The following is a 15958-nucleotide window of genomic DNA, read 5'->3' on the forward strand; positions in this document are numbered from 1 at the left end:
CATGAAAAAACTGGGTATCCATATTTGTTTCCTGTTATGTTTTTTTTCAGGCTTTGGCCAGGATGAGATCATTCAATCAACCAGGCAGGAAGTCGATTCAATTCTGCAATTAGTTGAGGCAGAAAAGGATCCTGCCAAACGGTTTGAATTAATCCTGGATATCTATGATACAAGAGTGGAAGGATACCCTTTACTGATTCTGGAAACTTTTCAAAAACTATTGCTTATTGCCCAAAAATCTAAGGACATTATCGCAGAATCAAACGCGTATAGTCTGGCGGGACAGGGATATCGTTTATCGGGTGATCATATAAAGGGCCTGGATTATCATCATAAAGCCATTGTACTGGCAGAAAAAAGCAGGAATATATCTGTTCTTTCCTGGGCCCAAAACCAAATCGGGCATATTTATAAGGATCGGGGAGAAAATGAAAAAGCCCTCAATCTATATACGGCCGCCAAACAAAATGCCAGTGCCGGTAAAGTTAAAATTCTGGAAGTCTGGCCAATGATGAACCTTGCCGCGGTTTTCCTGGCAACCAATCAATTGGACTCTTCCCTGTTTTATGGCAAACTAGCCTATGAAAAAACAGTAGCCCTGAGAGGTTTTGCCACACAGTCGAGCTATATTTTTTCAAATATTGCAGGCGCATACAGTAAAATGGGTGATAATCCAAAGGCTTTGGAATATTACAACAAGGCAATTAATTCAGCAGATGAAAATCACTCGGTCCGGTACAGGGCAATGGCTTACCAGGCATTTGCAGAACATTTTCAAAGATCCAGGCAAACAGACTCCTGCATCCTTTATGCAAAAAAAGCAATAGACGTAGTGCACAACAGCGTATTTAGTTACCTGGCCATAAAACCTTCCAAACTACTCACAGATATTTATGAAAACAGTAATGCCGATAGCACGATAAAATACCTGAAAATTTACAAGGCGGCAAACGATTCCTTAAACAATACAAGGGCCAACCAGCAATTGCAGATGATGACCTTTGAGGAAGACCAGCGGCAGCGCGATATCGCTGCCGAAAAAATCAACTATCAGAATAAGATCAGAACAAACCTGCTGCTGGCTGCCATCGGAGTTTTCCTGATAATCGGTTTAATCCTGTATCAAAACAACAGGCAGAAACAAAAAGCTAATAAAATCCTGGAAGCCACCCTTGATAACTTAAAATCAACCCAGTCGCAACTGGTACAATCCGAAAAAATGGCTTCACTGGGGGAACTCACCGCCGGCATTGCCCATGAAATACAGAACCCATTAAACTTCGTGAATAATTTTTCAGAAGTGAGTGCGGAATTGGTAAAAGAAATGGTGGAAGAAATGGATAAGGGAAATAAGGACGAAGTAAAAGCAATCGCCAACGACCTCGTACAAAACCTGGAAAAAATAAACCATCACGGCAAACGGGCAGATGGCATAGTAAAAGGAATGCTGCAACACAGTCGCAGTGGAAGCGGCATCAAAGAACCCACCAATATCAATGCTTTAGCCGACGAATACCTGCGATTGGCCTATCATGGCCTGAGGGCAAAAGACAAATCATTCAATGCCGCCATGAAAACAGATTTTGATGACAGCATCGGCAATATTAATATTCTGCCGCAGGATATGGGCAGGGTGATTTTAAATTTAATCACCAATGCTTTTTATGCAGTAAATGAAAAGAAGAAGACTCTGACCGCAACAACCTCAGCAGTTTACGAGCCGGCTGTTACAGTCAGCACCAAAAGAAAGGAGGGGAAAGTAATGATAAGTGTAACCGATAATGGAAATGGCATCCCAAAAAAAGTTATAGAGAAAATCTTTCAGCCCTTCTTCACCACCAAACCAACCGGACAGGGAACAGGATTAGGCTTAAGTATGAGCTATGATATAGTTACCAAAGGACATGGCGGTGAATTGAAAGTAGAAACCAAAGAAAATGAAGGTGCCACCTTCATCATCAGCTTGCCCGCTTAAAAAGTAAACCAATGAAAATTCTGGTAGTAGACGACGAAACAGATGTGCAGGTTTTATTTGAACAACGCTTTAGAAAAGAAATCAAAAGCGGGGAAATGCAGTTTGTATTTGCTTTTTCCGGAGAGGAGGCATTAACGTATTTGAATGCACATGAGCAGGAAGCGGTTCTTATATTATCTGATATCAACATGCCCGGCATGAGCGGATTGGAACTGCTGGACCATATCAAACAGAAATATCATAAACCACCTCCCCTGGTGATGATGATAACGGCCTATGGCGATGCTGAAAATTTCAATACTGCGAAAGAACTCGGTGCAGACGATTTTTTAACCAAACCGGTGGACTTTAACCAATTAAGGGAAAAACTAAAAACAATCAACTAATGGTAAAAATATTAGTGGCCGATGACGAGGCAGACCTGGAAACACTGATCAAACAAAAATTCCGCCAGAAAATAAGGGACCAGCGTTATGAATTTGTTTTTGCCGCCAATGGAAACGAAGCATTGGAAAAAATCAGGCAGCACCCGGATATTGAGATCCTGCTAAGCGACATCAATATGCCGGAAATGGATGGACTTACCCTGTTGAATAAACTGGGCGAATCCAGTCCCCTGATAAAATCGGTGATTGTTTCAGCCTATGGCGATATGGACAATATCCGGACAGCCATGAACCGTGGCGCTTTTGATTTCATAACCAAGCCGGTGAACTTTGAAGACCTGGAATTAACCATGGAGAAAACCATCCGTTATGTGCAGCAACTAAAAGAAACCCTCCAGGCCATCAAAGAAAATAATATCCTTAAAATGTATGTGGATGCCAATGTGCTGAATTTTATGGGCACCAGGGAATATGAAAATTCTTTAACGGCCAATGAAACCGTAGAAGGATCCGTAGCCTTTATTGATATCTGCAGCTTCACCGCCATCAGTGAAAAAGAAATACCAGACACGGTGGTTAAAATGCTGAACCAGTATTTCGACCTGATCGTAAAAGAAGTGATTGCGCAGAAAGGCGTGATCGATAAATTCATGGGCGACTGTGTGATGGCCGTATTCAAGGGCGATTTTCACCTGGATCGTGCTATTGAAGCCTGCCTGGCTATTCGGGACAGGATTAATGCCCTCCCCTCTGAACATGGTTTTTTCCCCAAAGTATCGATTGGAATAAACAGTGGCGAAATGATTTCGGGAAATATTGGCTCTGCCACGCTGAAACGTTTAGACTATACCGTTATTGGCGATACGGTCAATACTGCACAGCGCCTGCAGAGCGCCGCAGGAAACGGACAGGTTGTTATCAATGAAGATTGTTATGAGAAGATAAAACAGTCGTTCAATTGCAAAAGAATCGGCCTGTTTTCATTGAAGAATAAATCAGCCGAGCAGACGCTGTATGAGGTGATTGATTGATGGTGGTGTGTTTGATCCAAATCAGAGACAAATTGAATCAAATTTTTACAGCGAAACCAATTCTTTCCCTGTTTTCCCAAACAATTTGGTTGGCTTTTTCTTCGAGCATATTTTCGATTGCTTCATAAATATGAGCTAACTGGATATCATGTTCATTAATTCTTTTTGCAAACTCTTCTTTAATCTGAATTAGTTGGTCTGAGAACCTGCTAATATCCATTACAATTTGCTTCAAAGAAATAAAAGCTCTAACAACCTCAATACTCATTTGAATAGCTTTCTGACTTCGCAATACACTGGCTAACATTGTTACTCCATGTTCGGTGAAAGCATATGGGAGGTAACTCTTATTCCTATGTCGCCCTGTCAATACCGATTTTTTGGAACCGGTCGCAAATTGCGACCAGTTCGATTCCCACTCCTCTAAAGTCATAACAAACATAAAATCAGGGGGAAACCTATCCAGATTCCTACGAACCTGTTCATTCAATCGTTTTGTTTCCACACCATACAATTCCGCCAGATCAAAATCCAGCATAACCTTTTGGCCGCGGATTTCATAAATCCTGCTCTGTATCTGCCTGATTTCCATATTTGAATATTTCAAAGCATATTACTATCAAAACCTAAAAGGGAAAACCGTTTTTAAACCCCTTTTCAGGTTCAAACATGTCAAACATGTCAGACACCCTACCTATACCACTAAGAGGGTATGGCAGGCCATTCGAATATTTCGTAAATTCCTTTTCTCAAACCTTATCCAAATGCCTACACCTATTCAAACCAAGGTGCAGCAGTTGCAGCATGCTGGCTTCGACCTTGGTAACCAAATCACCAATGAAACAGATTGCGGCTACGGAGGCCGGCAACAACAATTCAGTAACGCCACCATTTATTATCACGCTGTCATGGGTAATGCTGCCCATGAAGTGCATGGAGGCATCCGCACAAAATATTTATCCCTGGGCGGACATGAAATTAACCCGGCAACAGGAAACCGGCCACTTGGCTTCCCGCTTACGGATGAGATGGATTCCAAAAATTACCGATGCCGCGTCAGTCGTTTTGAATGGGGCGCTATTTACTGGACACATGGCGGAGTAGTGGTGTACGGCGACATTTACAAAAAATACCAGCAGTTGGGCGAGGAAAAAAGCATCATGGGTTATCCAATCGCTGATCCCGTTTTATTGCCGCAGGGTATGGTGTCTTTCTTCGAATACGGCCTCCTGTATGTAGGGGATAAAAGTCATGGACAGGTATTGGAAATGAGATTCCAGTTTCCGCTATTGGGTCATCCCTGGATGATAAACGCAGGACAGTTTCCGGACAATGATGTCATCAGGTTCAACTTTTTCCGCGCACTTATCAATCCTAATATTGCCGGTCATTTGCTGGAAACCCTTTTTAACGGACGCATATTCCTGAAAGAAACGGCAGGCACGGCCGAAATACCCATCAGCTTCGACTTCACCAAAGTAAAAGAGGTAGCAAGCCTGCCGGATGTACACACGTACAGCAGTCCCATGCAGCTAGGCGGACAGGTAAAAAATAAACAGTTGTATGATATCATCCTGAAGTTTCCCAACCGTACCCATATCATTGCACCCCATGCGATATACTTCAGGGAGCAATGGAATGATTTTCGTTTTGCGCACATAACAGATACGCATATCAGCCGCAGGGTTGATGGGTTCCGGAAATTTTTCCGGGATAAGACCATGGAGGACGCGGTTCGCAATTTCAATAATTTCAACGACAACTTCCGCGAATTCATACAGTATGCCAACAGGATGCATCGCGCCGGCAACCTCGATTTCATCATGCTGACCGGTGATGTTGTGGACTACTGTTTTGAAGCGGGACGGGGTTACCACCAGGACAATTTTGTTTATTTCGAAAACATCGTGCGGGGCCTCACCGGCAAGCCAGACCAGGTAGACAACCAGGAGCTGACTGTTCCTATCCTCACCAGCCTGGGCAACCACGATTACCGGGTGGATCCTTATTACCCCCTCTTTACCATCGATATTCCTGCGGCTTCCGATAAAACGATGGAACAATATAGTTCCATGAACCTGACGAAAAGTGAAGCTGATATCACAACCCGCCAGCACCTGGGATTACCCGGTGCAAAGGTGGATCGCGACCAGGCCTATGCCATGATTGCGCCTGACCGCGACAACAATAAAGGAAACCTGGATCATTATTTCCGGCATATCTGCAGGGAAACATCTTATACCGTGGAACTGGGTGAACACCAGGTAATCATGATCGATGGCAAATGGGATGCGGAGCCACTGGAAAGCGATACGGATGTTATCCTGTATAAACTGGGGCGCAAGGGCGAAGCCACCGACAATTTCGCCAGCGGTTCCCCGGATGCCGAGGGATTCAACGGGCAGGAATTAAGCATGGTAAGCCGGGCTTTACAGAAAAACGGACTGGTCATCATTGGCATGCACGCTCCGGTTATCAATCCCAAACACAACGACTTTTCCTGGTTCCTACGCGAATATGTGCGCAGCGCCAACCCTGCACCCTATGCGAACGAAATGCGTAAATACCTGTTCAGGATAGATCCCAACGCTTTTGCAACATCGTCTACCGGGGCAATTGACCTCACCAGGAATGTTCACCCGGGATGGTCCCGCACGAATAGTTTCTGGTTTCATGAAGGAAACGGTGGCGACCTGCTGGATTATGGCGTGATGCGCAACGGACAGTTAAATTTCCTGAAGATGATCACCGGAGTGGAGAACAGTCCGCGGGCGGCAGACCTGGTATTATCCGGCCATGTACACAAGAATTGGGAATGTCGCTGTATATGGGATGCAGGCTCTCAAAAACTACGGTTCAGTCACGAGTTTTTCACTGAAAACCCGGAACAGTATTATCATTCCTATGATACGAACATCAAACCAGACGGGCCGGTAAATATTCCTGGTTTGCTGGCAGATGAATATGCCGCTGCACAGAAAAGAATACTGCATGTAGAGCTATCAGAAAATGCTGCGGTCAACGAACAACCGGAGTTACGCTCCTCCAATGTATGGTATATAAAGGCCAAACCCTATCCCTATACCCTCCATGCACAACCGAATATTGCCCATGCGAAACAGTGGTGGCTAAACCTGCGCCCCCTGCTGGTGCAGACAGCAGCACTGGGACCCTCAGAATGGCTGCGTTCGCCGGAGCGACAGCCGGATTTCCGGGGATGCCGCATGATGGCGGTGGATGGTGGCGCCATCACCAAAATCCATTACGTAACGCATGATGCTATTCAAAAGGAACTATCAAATACCCATCCTACCGGTGATGACCATGCGCCATTGCGCGATGTGAGAGATGCAGGTGTATTCCGGGGTTAGTGCCGGCATTTTGAAATTTGATTTCCTTCTATTATCTTGACCCGAAAAATATCTTCATGAAAAAGCTCTTCGGGCTTCTTTTGCTTGTCAGTACTCTGCAACTGTCTGCCCAAACGGTGAACGCTGTTGTTGAAAATCAATCAAAATATTTAAAACACACTACCTCCTGGGGTGGCGAGGAAAAAATTGGATTTGCTGATGGCAGCAATATTATCCAGGTAGAAGCCACGGCAATTAAGCAGCCCCTGGTTGGATACGTATCTATTGTTGGACATGCCATTCATGCCCTGGTGATTCGAAAAACAGATCAGGATGGAACTGAAATTAAGGTGAACAAGCTGGAAGGCGGGGAACGGGCTTTTGGTCCAATGAACACACTGGCAATAGAATTTCATGGGAAGCTCCTCCTTTTCTATTATAAGCACGTGAATAAGGTGAAAATGGAATTATTTGCATCAGAGCTGGACAGGAATTCACTTGAGCTCACCAATACCCGGTCATTGTATAGCTTTCCACTAACGAATACCCATACGCTGATATATGGACTCAGAATGTTTAAAGATTTGCAGGTAAAACCAAGTCCGGACAGCAGCCGGTTACTGTTGGCCGCCAGTGGATTAAAAGATGAACTTTTCACCTGGGTACTCGATCAGAAAGGTGATGTACAATTCAGTAAAACCATCCAGGTGAAAGGAACCGATCTGAGTCAACTGCATGATATTGCCATATCCAATACGGGCACCATCGCGGTGGTGTATAGCAAAAATTATCCTGCCCTTTTCAACCAGACATTTCATTGGGCAGCCAAAGCTGCCATTGTCATCAATGAAAACAAACAGGAAAAGCAAATCGACCTGGAAAAAGAAGCCGCCGGCGGTGAGTTACTTAGTCCCGCGCTGCTGATAGCCAAAGACGGTTCAAAAGTTTTCCTGGGCGGAGATTATTATGGCCCTGTTCGCACCGAGGGTATCTGGTTAAAAGAAATTTCCTGTGCTGACCTGAAGGTGGGCAAAACGAATCGGATTCCCTATCCCGAAGAATACATAAAGCAGGTAGCTGACCTGGGGTTCGGCTATAATAAAAGAGATAAACGAGGCATTAACGAAACTAAGTACCAGCTCATTGAATTAGACAACGGACAATTGATGTTAGGCGGAAGTCCGGAAGAGATTTATGACAGCAGGAGTACTTTTTCGAATGGACATGTAATTTACTTCACCGGACCGATTATGATGACTTTCCTGGATGCAAAGAGGAAAGCTGTGTTTACACAAATACCCCGCAACAACAACAATGGACCTGGTGCACATTCCGTATTCATGCCTTACGGGAATAAAATGGTGGTGATTTACACAGACTACGACAAGAATATCACCGGCCCGCTCAAAGCAAACGATGTACATCAAAAGGGAGGTGCCGTAGTGCGGGAGCTATCACTGGCCGCTGCCATTGTACAAACCGATGGCAAAATAGAATCCAGGAAGCTATTGGCGGAAGGAATCGGCAGGATGCGTTTCTTTAATACTTCTAAAGCGGTTATACAAAACGACAAACAAGTCATTGTTCCTGCGTCGGGATCGGACAGGAAGGAAAAGGAGTTAAAAGTAGCGGTGATTACAATTGATTGAGTAAAAATTTAAGAATACAATATGACAAGACTGTTTTAAAGTGAATGTGCAGTTCATCACAGGTAAAACGAAAACACTTTATATAGAAAAGAAGACTTTCAATATTATCAGGGAAGATGAAAAGAAGGCAGGTTCAGCAGAGGTTTCGACGGTATACTTTTCGGATTTCAAAAAATTTGGCGACTTATTATTCTATAGCAAGATGACCCTGGGCAGCCATTCGGATGCCCAGGTTGCAACCATCAAAAAACTTGTCATAAACGACCTGATTACTGAGGGTGATTTTACAAAATAGGGGACCAGCGATACAGCAGATTACCTGGAAATTACGCTCTGCTTAGCTATACAACAATTAATCTGCATATCTTTTACAACTTTATACCTTATGGCAAAAATCAATGTAAAAGACACGGAAATAACGATTATATAGGTTGAGGAACGGGATTATATTTCGCTTACCGATATGGCAAACGCCAAAGAAAGCGAAAGTCGCGCAGCAGATATAATAAAAAACTGGATAAGAACACGTTATACGCTTGAGTTTTTAGGAACCTGGGAACAAATAAACAATCCCACTTTTAAAGTGGTGGAATTTGACCACTTTAAAATGCAGGCGGACTTACCCAGTTTTGTGTTAAGCGTTTCAGAATGGATTGAGAAAACCAATGCGATAGGAATAATTGTAAGAAAAGGCAAGTACGGCGGAACATTTGCCCATAAAGACATTGCATTTGAATTTGGCTCTGCTATCAGCGTTCCATTTAAATTGTATCTGATAACAGAATTTCAACGGCTCAAAGAGGAAGAACAAAAGCAATTGGGTTGGACAGCCAAACGTGAACTAGCGAAACTCAATTATCACATTCATACAGATGCTATTAAACACAATCTCATACCAAAGGAATTATCATCGGTACAGACATCGGTCATCTACGCCAATGAAGCGGACGTATTGAATGTTGCATTATTTGGAATAACCGCCAAACAATGGAGAGAGGCAAACCCCGGCCTGAAAGGAAATATCCGAGATTATGCATCAATCAACGAATTGATTTGCCTTTCAAATATGGAAAACCTAAACGCTGTTTTCATCAATGAAAAAATAACGCAAAAAGAGAGACTGATAAAATTAAATAAGATAGCCATTCAACAAATGAGCATATTGCAGGACGTAGAAAAACGGAAGCTATTAAAGTGACGACAAAACAGCCTCATTGATAGCTGTCACAAGGGAATCGATTCGAATATATAAAACTACCTTAACAACAAGTATTATCGAATAAAACAAACATAAACTATGCCGCTATTTTTGAACTGAAAACTGTAATTTTTTACGCCAATAGACCTCTGACTTATAGTGGTTATTAATACCCGGAATATGGTGGTCAACTTCCTTCGAATTTAATCGAAATGGGAAATCTCTAACGGCGGCAGGCAAAACACTATCACAGTCATTCAATCAACCCCTGGCTTTATAACCTTTAACCGAATAGTAAAGAATATACAGGTAGCAGGGCACCATGATGAAAAAAAATGTGGCCTGGAAATCATACTGTTCCTTCAGGGCCGCAAAGGCTTTTGGAATCAGGGCTCCACCCGCAATACCCATGATGAGAATGGCGGATCCCTTTTCGGTAAACCTTCCAAGACCATTAATCGCCATGGGAAAAATGGCGGGCCACATGAGCGCATTGGACAAACCCAAGGCTGCCACAAAAGCCACTGACAGGTAGCCATGGGTAACAAAGGCAAGGAAGCTAAACAGGATGCCGGACAGGGCTGAATACTTTAATGCGTTTTGCTGGGATAAATACCTGGGAATAGTAAAGAGACCAATCAGGTAACCGATCAGCATGGCAGCCAGGGTGTAGGAAGTAAAATATTTGGTTTCATCGGTAGGGATGTTAAATCCCTTGCCATAGGTGCCAATCGCATCCCCGGCCATCACCTCCGCCCCTACATAAAAGAAAATGCACAAAGCCCCCAGCCACAAATGCGGAAACTGGAAAATGCTGGTCTTATCTTTTGCATTTTCACTGTGTGACGGTTGCAGGTTGGCCTCGGAAGTTTTTATCTCCGGTAAGGCTGACCTTAAAATATAGAAACCCAACAAGAGCAGCGCACCCGCCATCACCAGGTAAGGGTTGTAGATCTTTGACGCAAAATCAGTCAGGATCGCTTCCTTCACCTGTTCATCTGGTGCGGATTGCACCTTTGCTTCCAGTTCATTCACGCCCTTCAGTACAAAAGCACTGAGAATGATCGGACTGATGATCCCCGCCACCTTATTGCAAATCCCTACAATGCTGATCCTTTTTGCCGCGCTTTCAATGGGACCAATAATGCTGATATAAGGGTTGGAAGCGGTCTGCAGCAAAGACAGGCCGGAACCAATAATAAAGAGTCCCGCCAGTGACAGGGGATAGTTCCTGTCAGTCGCATATTTTCCGAACAAAAATGTACCCAATGCCATCACCATCAGGGCAATAGCCATCCCCTTTTTCATGCCCGTTTTCTCCAGTACCCAGGAAGAAGGGAGTGCCAGAAAAAAATATGCCATGTAAAAAGCCGTGGTAACCATAAATGCCCGGGAATCGGTATCGAGGCCAAAAGCCAGTTTCACATAAGTGATCAGCGGTCCATTTAACCAGGTCACAAATCCAAAAACAAAAAATAATACCGCCATGATCACCATGGCATTCCTGTTGCTCTTTTGGTCAGGGCTCATAGATAACTTGTTTAGGCAATAAAATAGTCATTTCGCAAAAGCCCGATGCAGTCAATCGGTTGCACAAGATTTGCGGCCGTACCAAAGACAGCATGCAAATAGGTTGCAATCCGGCGGTGTAAGTTTGCACTAAAACCACCTATGCCCTGTACACATCAATTCTTCAGACATGAGCAACATTTACCTGGTGAAAAGGGACTGCTGCCCGCCTGGCCGATCCAGACCCTGATAATTGGCACTTTCAACCCGGAGAAGGCCTGGGCGGAAAAGAATACGGCCAGATATTTTTACGGGCGGGAAAGGAACCTGCTCTGGAATGTACTGCCTGAATTTGCAGGGGAGCCGCCGGTACCAAAATCATCGGTAGAGGAGCAGATAGCCCTGCTGAAGCGACACCAGATCGGGCTAACGGACCTGCTCATACGAATTGAGGATGCTGATTTGGGCAATGCAGAACACCGGCGCCGGATCGCCACATTCCTTGATAAGGACCTGGAACAATTCAGCTCCTTTACCTGGAACACGCCCTATATACTGGAACTGCTCGCCGCAGGCGGTGTGGAGGCGGTATATTTTACCAGGCTGGGAAAACCGCAGCAGGCACGTCCCCGGGAAAACAGTTTTGAGCAGCAGATGCGGATCATAGAAGCCTATTGCCATACTGCAGGCATTCCCGTTTTTCGGTTACACACGCCCACCGGCCAGGGCATGGGACCGGGCAGTCCCAGGAAAAATCGCCTGATCCAGAAATGGTATAGGGAGAATGGCGGGAAGGATTTTCCTTTTTTGGCAAAAGGATTTGACCCAAACAAATACCCGGTGAAATATACCGAGGCTGGAAGCCGCTAGCCATCTTACATTCCATCATGATTATAATAACCTAACCAAACCACCGGACTGGAAATTCCGCTCTGCATAATCACTATTTTCGGTCAACAATTGATCAAAGAAATCAATGCAGACAAAATCGCTGCCATAAGAGAATTGATTCGAAATTTGTACCTGACTAATAGTGGTCATTCAGACCCGGAATAAGGTGGTCAGCTTCAGTGGAATTTCCATGCAGGACTGGAGTTGGTAAATGTTTCAGTTACGCACCCACTGTTAACCGGACATTAACAGTTGTAAATTTGTGCGGGAAAGAGTGAAACAGTTTTCGTTCAGGATGCTAACCATAATTTTTATTACCCGGAGATATGCCCTAAATTTGGGTATAAGGTATACCCAAAGGCACTTTTTGTAACTATTATGAACCTGGGAGAGAGAATTACCACCGCTATTGAAATTTCATTGGATTACCCTGACGGAGCAGGTGCAAAACCCTCTTTTAATAAAAAAGTCATTGCTTCTTAAATGCAGTCTTATGTCCAACACAACCTACCATATCCGCATTAAAAAAGAATATGCCGCCGCCATCCTGGAAGATCTCCAAAAACTGGATGCCGTGGAACTCCTTCCGGGGGAAGAACTCCCCATCCCTGAATGGCAGAAAAAAGAAGTCCGTAAACGCATCAAAGAATTGCAGAAACATCCGGAGCGCGTTGTGAGTTGGGAATCCGCCAGCAAAAAAATCAAGCAGCTGGCCAAATGAAAAAATACATCGTTGTATTTGCTCCGCTTGCCCTGCATGGAAATTCCGCCCTGCATAATCACTAATTTCCGTCAACATTTGATCACAGAAATCAATGCAGACAAAATTGCTGCCATAATAGAATTGATTCGAAATTTGTACCTGACTATTAGTGGTCATTCAGACCTGGAATAAAGTGGGTCAGCTTCCGTGGAATTTCCAATCAGCATCTTGTTCACAAAATCTATATCGTGGGCAATCACGTTCACCGGTGTTGTATACACGCACCGGTTTTCAATAATATCCTGCACCTCGTAGTCCCTTCTTGTTTCACCGTACTTCGTGATCACCAGAATATCGTAATCGCTCACGTACTCGTACAACCGGTTTTCTTCCGTGCCGCGCTCCTGCACCCACCTGCCAGTGGCATGGCTGCCGAACAGGATCACTTTCTCCGGATCCACCGCTTTTACAATGGTCGCGGTGATCTCCTTCAATTGCGCCTGCTTGTGTTCCGGTAAATGGTCGAGTGAAGTTTGCATCCTGCTGTAAATCTATAACAATGCACCCTAAAAAGAAAAACCGCCAGAGGTGTTACCTTATAACGGCTTTTTGATACTTATGTGTATACTCATTCTCAACCCGTTAGCCAGCGAGAATATTTCACTTCAACTACTTTCTTTTTAAGACAAATAAAATAACTCGCATTAAGAAATGAAAACTCAACCATCTTACCCTCTCCTGATACAGCATAGTTAATTCGCTTTAATTTCCCATTGCAGAAAATATTCGTCTCAACTACAGCACTCCTGGAAAACAAAAGAATAAATTCGATTACATCTTGCACAACAATTTCAGAAGTAATATCTGCATAATGGTACACAGTCGCTTCCTTTTCTGGAACCCCAATGTTTAAAAAGATATGCTCTCCTCCACCTTTCTCAATCCACAAAGAGAACGGGCATTTTCCCCCTTCTTTATCTTGATAGAAAATTTTATAAAACTCCGTGTCATCATCAACAACTTTGATTGTGGTACTTTTTAGTAACTCTATTTCAGCCAATGAACGAAATAACTCATCAACATTCTTTTGATTACCTACCGATATTTTACTCTTGTACGCCATAATGAATATTCAGAGAATAGTTTTAATGCCTTCCATGCTTATTTTACCAAAAAAACTTTTGTTTGGCATCTTTATCAAATGAAGGTGTCCAGGTTCATTCCACCACGTTTTTAAGCCCGGTATCAGCCTTTTTCCTCGTAAAGTTTCATTTGCCCCTCTCAGCCATAGACTTCCAATTGTCTTCCCAAAACCACCACCTGCGCCCCATCTAAATCCAACTGAAGGCGTCAAGCCAGCTTTAGAGTATGAATATCCAAATCGCAACCATTGCTTCATTCCACCGGCTATTTCTTTACCGGACATTCCAACAAACGTAAAATAACCCGATGAGCCTCCGCTCGGAATAAAACTAGCTGCCGTAAGCATTGCATTGCTGCCATAGATAAGCACATTAAGCTGAGTGCTTACATAATTATTGTAGTTCTTAATATTATCATCATGCCTTTCAGCCCTATATATTTGCCCAAGCATCCATGTCAGCGCCTTAGAATGCTCTTGCTCAGCAGCCTCATATCTAGAATACAACTCTGAATTGGTTTTTGCCTCAATACTCCCCAACTCAGAACCCATCATGTTGTTAAAGGCGTTCTGCTTTAAATTCCTGTTTTTCAGTACTTCCTCCGCCTGATTTTTTATACCGGCCTGGAGCATCTGAATCTTCTCATCATTCTTAGCCTTTCCTCCATTTAGCAACTCATCTAATCTGGCTGCAATTCCAGACTTAGTTGTATCTGCTCCTTCAGGATCAGCGAACCAAATCGGATTATTGCTAAACGTTGCATATGGACTTTCAAAATCCTTAACAATAGGATCTGTATTCCACCTTCTTCCAGTTCTCGGATCATACTCCCAGAACTCCGCGGTATAGCTGTTTCCAACGCCCTTCACCTCATTATCATTCTCCTTCCCATTAAACCCATACCGATACACGCCCGCTGAAAACTTCCTGCCCGGCATCTGCATCCCGAAGGGATAATAGTCGTTGGCAGATACCACATCGGCCTGGTAATAGCGAACGGTGTCGCCGGTTAGCTTTTGCTGGATCATGCGGTCGGAGATGGTCACCAGCACATTTCCCAGGTGGTTGCTTAATTCAAAGAGCTTCTCGCCTCGGGTAAATTTAACGCCTTTTATCGTTCCAAAACCAGCTGCCAGGTTGATACTGGTATCCGCTGCCAGGTGCCGGGTGGCGATACCCAATCGGTTGCTGCCGTATAGATGAACCTCTTCCTGCCGTAAACTGCCGCCGGCAGGTTTTACATATACACTCATTACATTACCCGTAGCATCCCGCACATAAAATGTAGTGTCGGTGGCGGTTTGCTTGCTGATCCGGTTACCCGCCGCATCATAGGTGTAGCGGATGAACTTCGCATTCCTGGTGATGCTGTCTATCTTGCCATAGACCGTCCAACTGATATTGGAAATGGAATCCTTGGTGTCGCGTATTAGGTTGCCGATGGCATCATAGCCATAGTTATTGTTGGCCTGGCCTGTCCGGAGGTCATTGTAATTGGCATAGCTACCCACGCCGGCATCGGCCGCCGCATCCGTTACTTTGTGCAGGCGGTTGGTACCGGTGGTATAGGAATAGCCCAGGTTATCCATGGTTAAGCGGGCGGCATCGCCATTGCGCTGGTAGGTCAGGATATTGCCATTGGGGTCATAGCTGATCCGCTCCCGGTATTCGGTGGTGCCGGCCGGGGTGAAGCTGCCGGCGGAGGGGTTCAGGCCATTGTACATATCCAGTGAAACCAGGCGGTTCAACTGGTCGTACTTATAGTTGTACACCTTGGTATTACCCAGTTGGGGAATATTAACCGCCATGGCCGCAATGTTTCCATTGTATAATGGTTTGGCATTCGTGGTCAGTGCACCCAGTACGGAGCTGGACTGCGGAGTAAACCAGATCGCTTTGTAATCGTTTTTGTAATAGTGCAGGCTGAAGCCGAATACATCCTGGGCGATGGGCCTGGGCTCTGTGGTATCCGTGCCGTTAGTAAGGCTGCCGCCCATTGCCGGGTTGACGCCCTTGAGCCAGCCCTGCAGGGTGTAGATATAATCCAGTCCCTGTACATTTAACTTACCAAGCGTGGTTCGGGCCAGGGGGCCATGGGCATAATACTGGTACAAGGCCTCCCGC

At 44.6% G+C, this 15958-nt stretch carries 14 protein-coding genes; 9 read left to right on the forward strand and 5 right to left on the reverse strand.

Translation table 11 applies throughout. The features are described from left to right. Nucleotide 1 precedes the first annotated feature (1 nt). From BC349_RS11235 to BC349_RS11245, 3 genes are read left to right on the forward strand one after another with little or no spacing between them, the layout of a single operon-like run. The gene (locus BC349_RS11235) at nucleotides 2–1975 is read left to right on the forward strand and encodes a tetratricopeptide repeat-containing sensor histidine kinase (RefSeq protein ID WP_187256812.1); all 1974 of its coding nucleotides are present in this window, start codon (nucleotides 2–4) and stop codon (nucleotides 1973–1975) included. Nucleotides 1976–1986: 11 nt separating this feature from the next. Continuing rightward, nucleotides 1987–2361, forward strand: coding sequence for a response regulator (locus tag BC349_RS11240; protein WP_187256813.1), 375 nt, complete (start codon nucleotides 1987–1989; stop codon nucleotides 2359–2361). Then, nucleotides 2361–3392, forward strand: coding sequence for an adenylate/guanylate cyclase domain-containing protein (locus tag BC349_RS11245; RefSeq protein WP_187256814.1), 1032 nt, complete (start codon nucleotides 2361–2363; stop codon nucleotides 3390–3392). The genes BC349_RS11240 and BC349_RS11245 overlap by 1 nt, the downstream gene beginning before the upstream one ends. Nucleotides 3393–3429: 37 nt before the next feature. Here the strand turns inward: BC349_RS11245 and BC349_RS11250 are convergent, their stop codons facing one another. Continuing rightward, nucleotides 3430–3984: an ORF6N domain-containing protein gene (locus BC349_RS11250; protein ID WP_187256815.1), complete on the reverse strand. Its 555-nt coding sequence runs from the start codon at nucleotides 3982–3984 to the stop codon at nucleotides 3430–3432. A 172-nt stretch (nucleotides 3985–4156) separates the two neighbouring features. On the opposite strand from BC349_RS11250, the gene BC349_RS11255 reads away from it, so the two are divergent. The 4 genes from BC349_RS11255 to BC349_RS11270 all read left to right on the forward strand — a co-directional run bounded on the left by BC349_RS11255 (nucleotide 4157) and on the right by BC349_RS11270 (nucleotide 9589). Beyond that, nucleotides 4157–6763: a metallophosphoesterase gene (locus BC349_RS11255; protein WP_187256816.1), complete on the forward strand. Its 2607-nt coding sequence runs from the start codon at nucleotides 4157–4159 to the stop codon at nucleotides 6761–6763. A 56-nt stretch (nucleotides 6764–6819) separates the two neighbouring features. After that, nucleotides 6820–8391, forward strand: a complete 1572-nt coding sequence (locus BC349_RS11260) for a hypothetical protein (RefSeq protein WP_187256817.1) — start codon at nucleotides 6820–6822, stop codon at nucleotides 8389–8391. Between the two features lie 46 nt (nucleotides 8392–8437). Beyond that, nucleotides 8438–8686, forward strand: coding sequence for a hypothetical protein (locus BC349_RS11265; protein ID WP_187256818.1), 249 nt, complete (start codon nucleotides 8438–8440; stop codon nucleotides 8684–8686). Between the two features lie 153 nt (nucleotides 8687–8839). Next, nucleotides 8840–9589, forward strand: a complete 750-nt coding sequence (locus BC349_RS11270) for a KilA-N domain-containing protein (protein ID WP_343063683.1) — start codon at nucleotides 8840–8842, stop codon at nucleotides 9587–9589. A gap of 261 nt (nucleotides 9590–9850) precedes the next feature. Here the strand turns inward: BC349_RS11270 and BC349_RS11275 are convergent, their stop codons facing one another. Further along, entirely contained in the window at nucleotides 9851–11119 is a 1269-nt protein-coding gene (locus BC349_RS11275; RefSeq protein WP_187256819.1) for a sugar MFS transporter, read from the reverse strand. A gap of 141 nt (nucleotides 11120–11260) precedes the next feature. Here BC349_RS11275 and BC349_RS11280 point away from each other — a divergent pair, with 141 nt between their 5' ends. Together BC349_RS11280 and BC349_RS11285 are read left to right on the forward strand one after the other, a co-directional pair. Further along, nucleotides 11261–11968, forward strand: a complete 708-nt coding sequence (locus BC349_RS11280) for a uracil-DNA glycosylase family protein (protein WP_187256820.1) — start codon at nucleotides 11261–11263, stop codon at nucleotides 11966–11968. Nucleotides 11969–12482: 514 nt separating this feature from the next. After that, nucleotides 12483–12710, forward strand: coding sequence for an addiction module protein (locus BC349_RS11285; RefSeq protein WP_187256821.1), 228 nt, complete (start codon nucleotides 12483–12485; stop codon nucleotides 12708–12710). Between the two features lie 155 nt (nucleotides 12711–12865). On the opposite strand, the gene BC349_RS11290 is transcribed toward BC349_RS11285, so the two are convergent. The 3 genes from BC349_RS11290 to BC349_RS11300 form a co-directional block, all read right to left on the reverse strand. Beyond that, nucleotides 12866–13231 carry a nucleotidyltransferase domain-containing protein gene (locus tag BC349_RS11290; RefSeq protein ID WP_187256822.1) on the reverse strand — a complete coding sequence of 122 codons (366 nt, stop codon included), beginning with the start codon at nucleotides 13229–13231 and terminating at the stop codon, nucleotides 12866–12868. 95 nt (nucleotides 13232–13326) lie between these two features. After that, complete coding sequence (locus BC349_RS11295) at nucleotides 13327–13815, reverse strand: hypothetical protein (protein WP_187256823.1); 489 nt, start codon at nucleotides 13813–13815, stop codon at nucleotides 13327–13329. A gap of 9 nt (nucleotides 13816–13824) precedes the next feature. Continuing rightward, nucleotides 13825–15958, reverse strand: a 2134-nt coding sequence (locus BC349_RS11300; protein ID WP_246456898.1) for an RHS repeat domain-containing protein, incomplete at its 5' end; no start/stop codon positions are given.

The sequence above is a fragment of the Flavihumibacter stibioxidans genome (assembly GCF_014332695.1).
In the GTDB taxonomy this organism is placed as follows: domain Bacteria; phylum Bacteroidota; class Bacteroidia; order Chitinophagales; family Chitinophagaceae; genus Flavihumibacter; species Flavihumibacter stibioxidans.

What these genes read in the sequence shown, in the direction of transcription:
- BC349_RS11235 (WP_187256812.1), top strand. Translation starts at nt 2, where the DNA reads ATGAAAAAACTGGGTATCCATATTTGTTTCCTGTTATGTTTTTTTTCA.
- BC349_RS11240 (WP_187256813.1), top strand. Translation starts at nt 1,987, where the DNA reads ATGAAAATTCTGGTAGTAGACGACGAAACAGATGTGCAGGTTTTATTT.
- BC349_RS11245 (WP_187256814.1), top strand. Translation starts at nt 2,361, where the DNA reads ATGGTAAAAATATTAGTGGCCGATGACGAGGCAGACCTGGAAACACTG.
- BC349_RS11250 (WP_187256815.1), bottom strand. Translation starts at nt 3,984, where the DNA reads ATGGAAATCAGGCAGATACAGAGCAGGATTTATGAAATCCGCGGCCAA.
- BC349_RS11255 (WP_187256816.1), top strand. Translation starts at nt 4,157, where the DNA reads ATGCCTACACCTATTCAAACCAAGGTGCAGCAGTTGCAGCATGCTGGC.
- BC349_RS11260 (WP_187256817.1), top strand. Translation starts at nt 6,820, where the DNA reads ATGAAAAAGCTCTTCGGGCTTCTTTTGCTTGTCAGTACTCTGCAACTG.
- BC349_RS11275 (WP_187256819.1), bottom strand. Translation starts at nt 11,119, where the DNA reads ATGAGCCCTGACCAAAAGAGCAACAGGAATGCCATGGTGATCATGGCG.
- BC349_RS11280 (WP_187256820.1), top strand. Translation starts at nt 11,261, where the DNA reads ATGCCCTGTACACATCAATTCTTCAGACATGAGCAACATTTACCTGGT.
- BC349_RS11285 (WP_187256821.1), top strand. Translation starts at nt 12,483, where the DNA reads ATGTCCAACACAACCTACCATATCCGCATTAAAAAAGAATATGCCGCC.
- BC349_RS11290 (WP_187256822.1), bottom strand. Translation starts at nt 13,231, where the DNA reads ATGCAAACTTCACTCGACCATTTACCGGAACACAAGCAGGCGCAATTG.
- BC349_RS11295 (WP_187256823.1), bottom strand. Translation starts at nt 13,815, where the DNA reads ATGGCGTACAAGAGTAAAATATCGGTAGGTAATCAAAAGAATGTTGAT.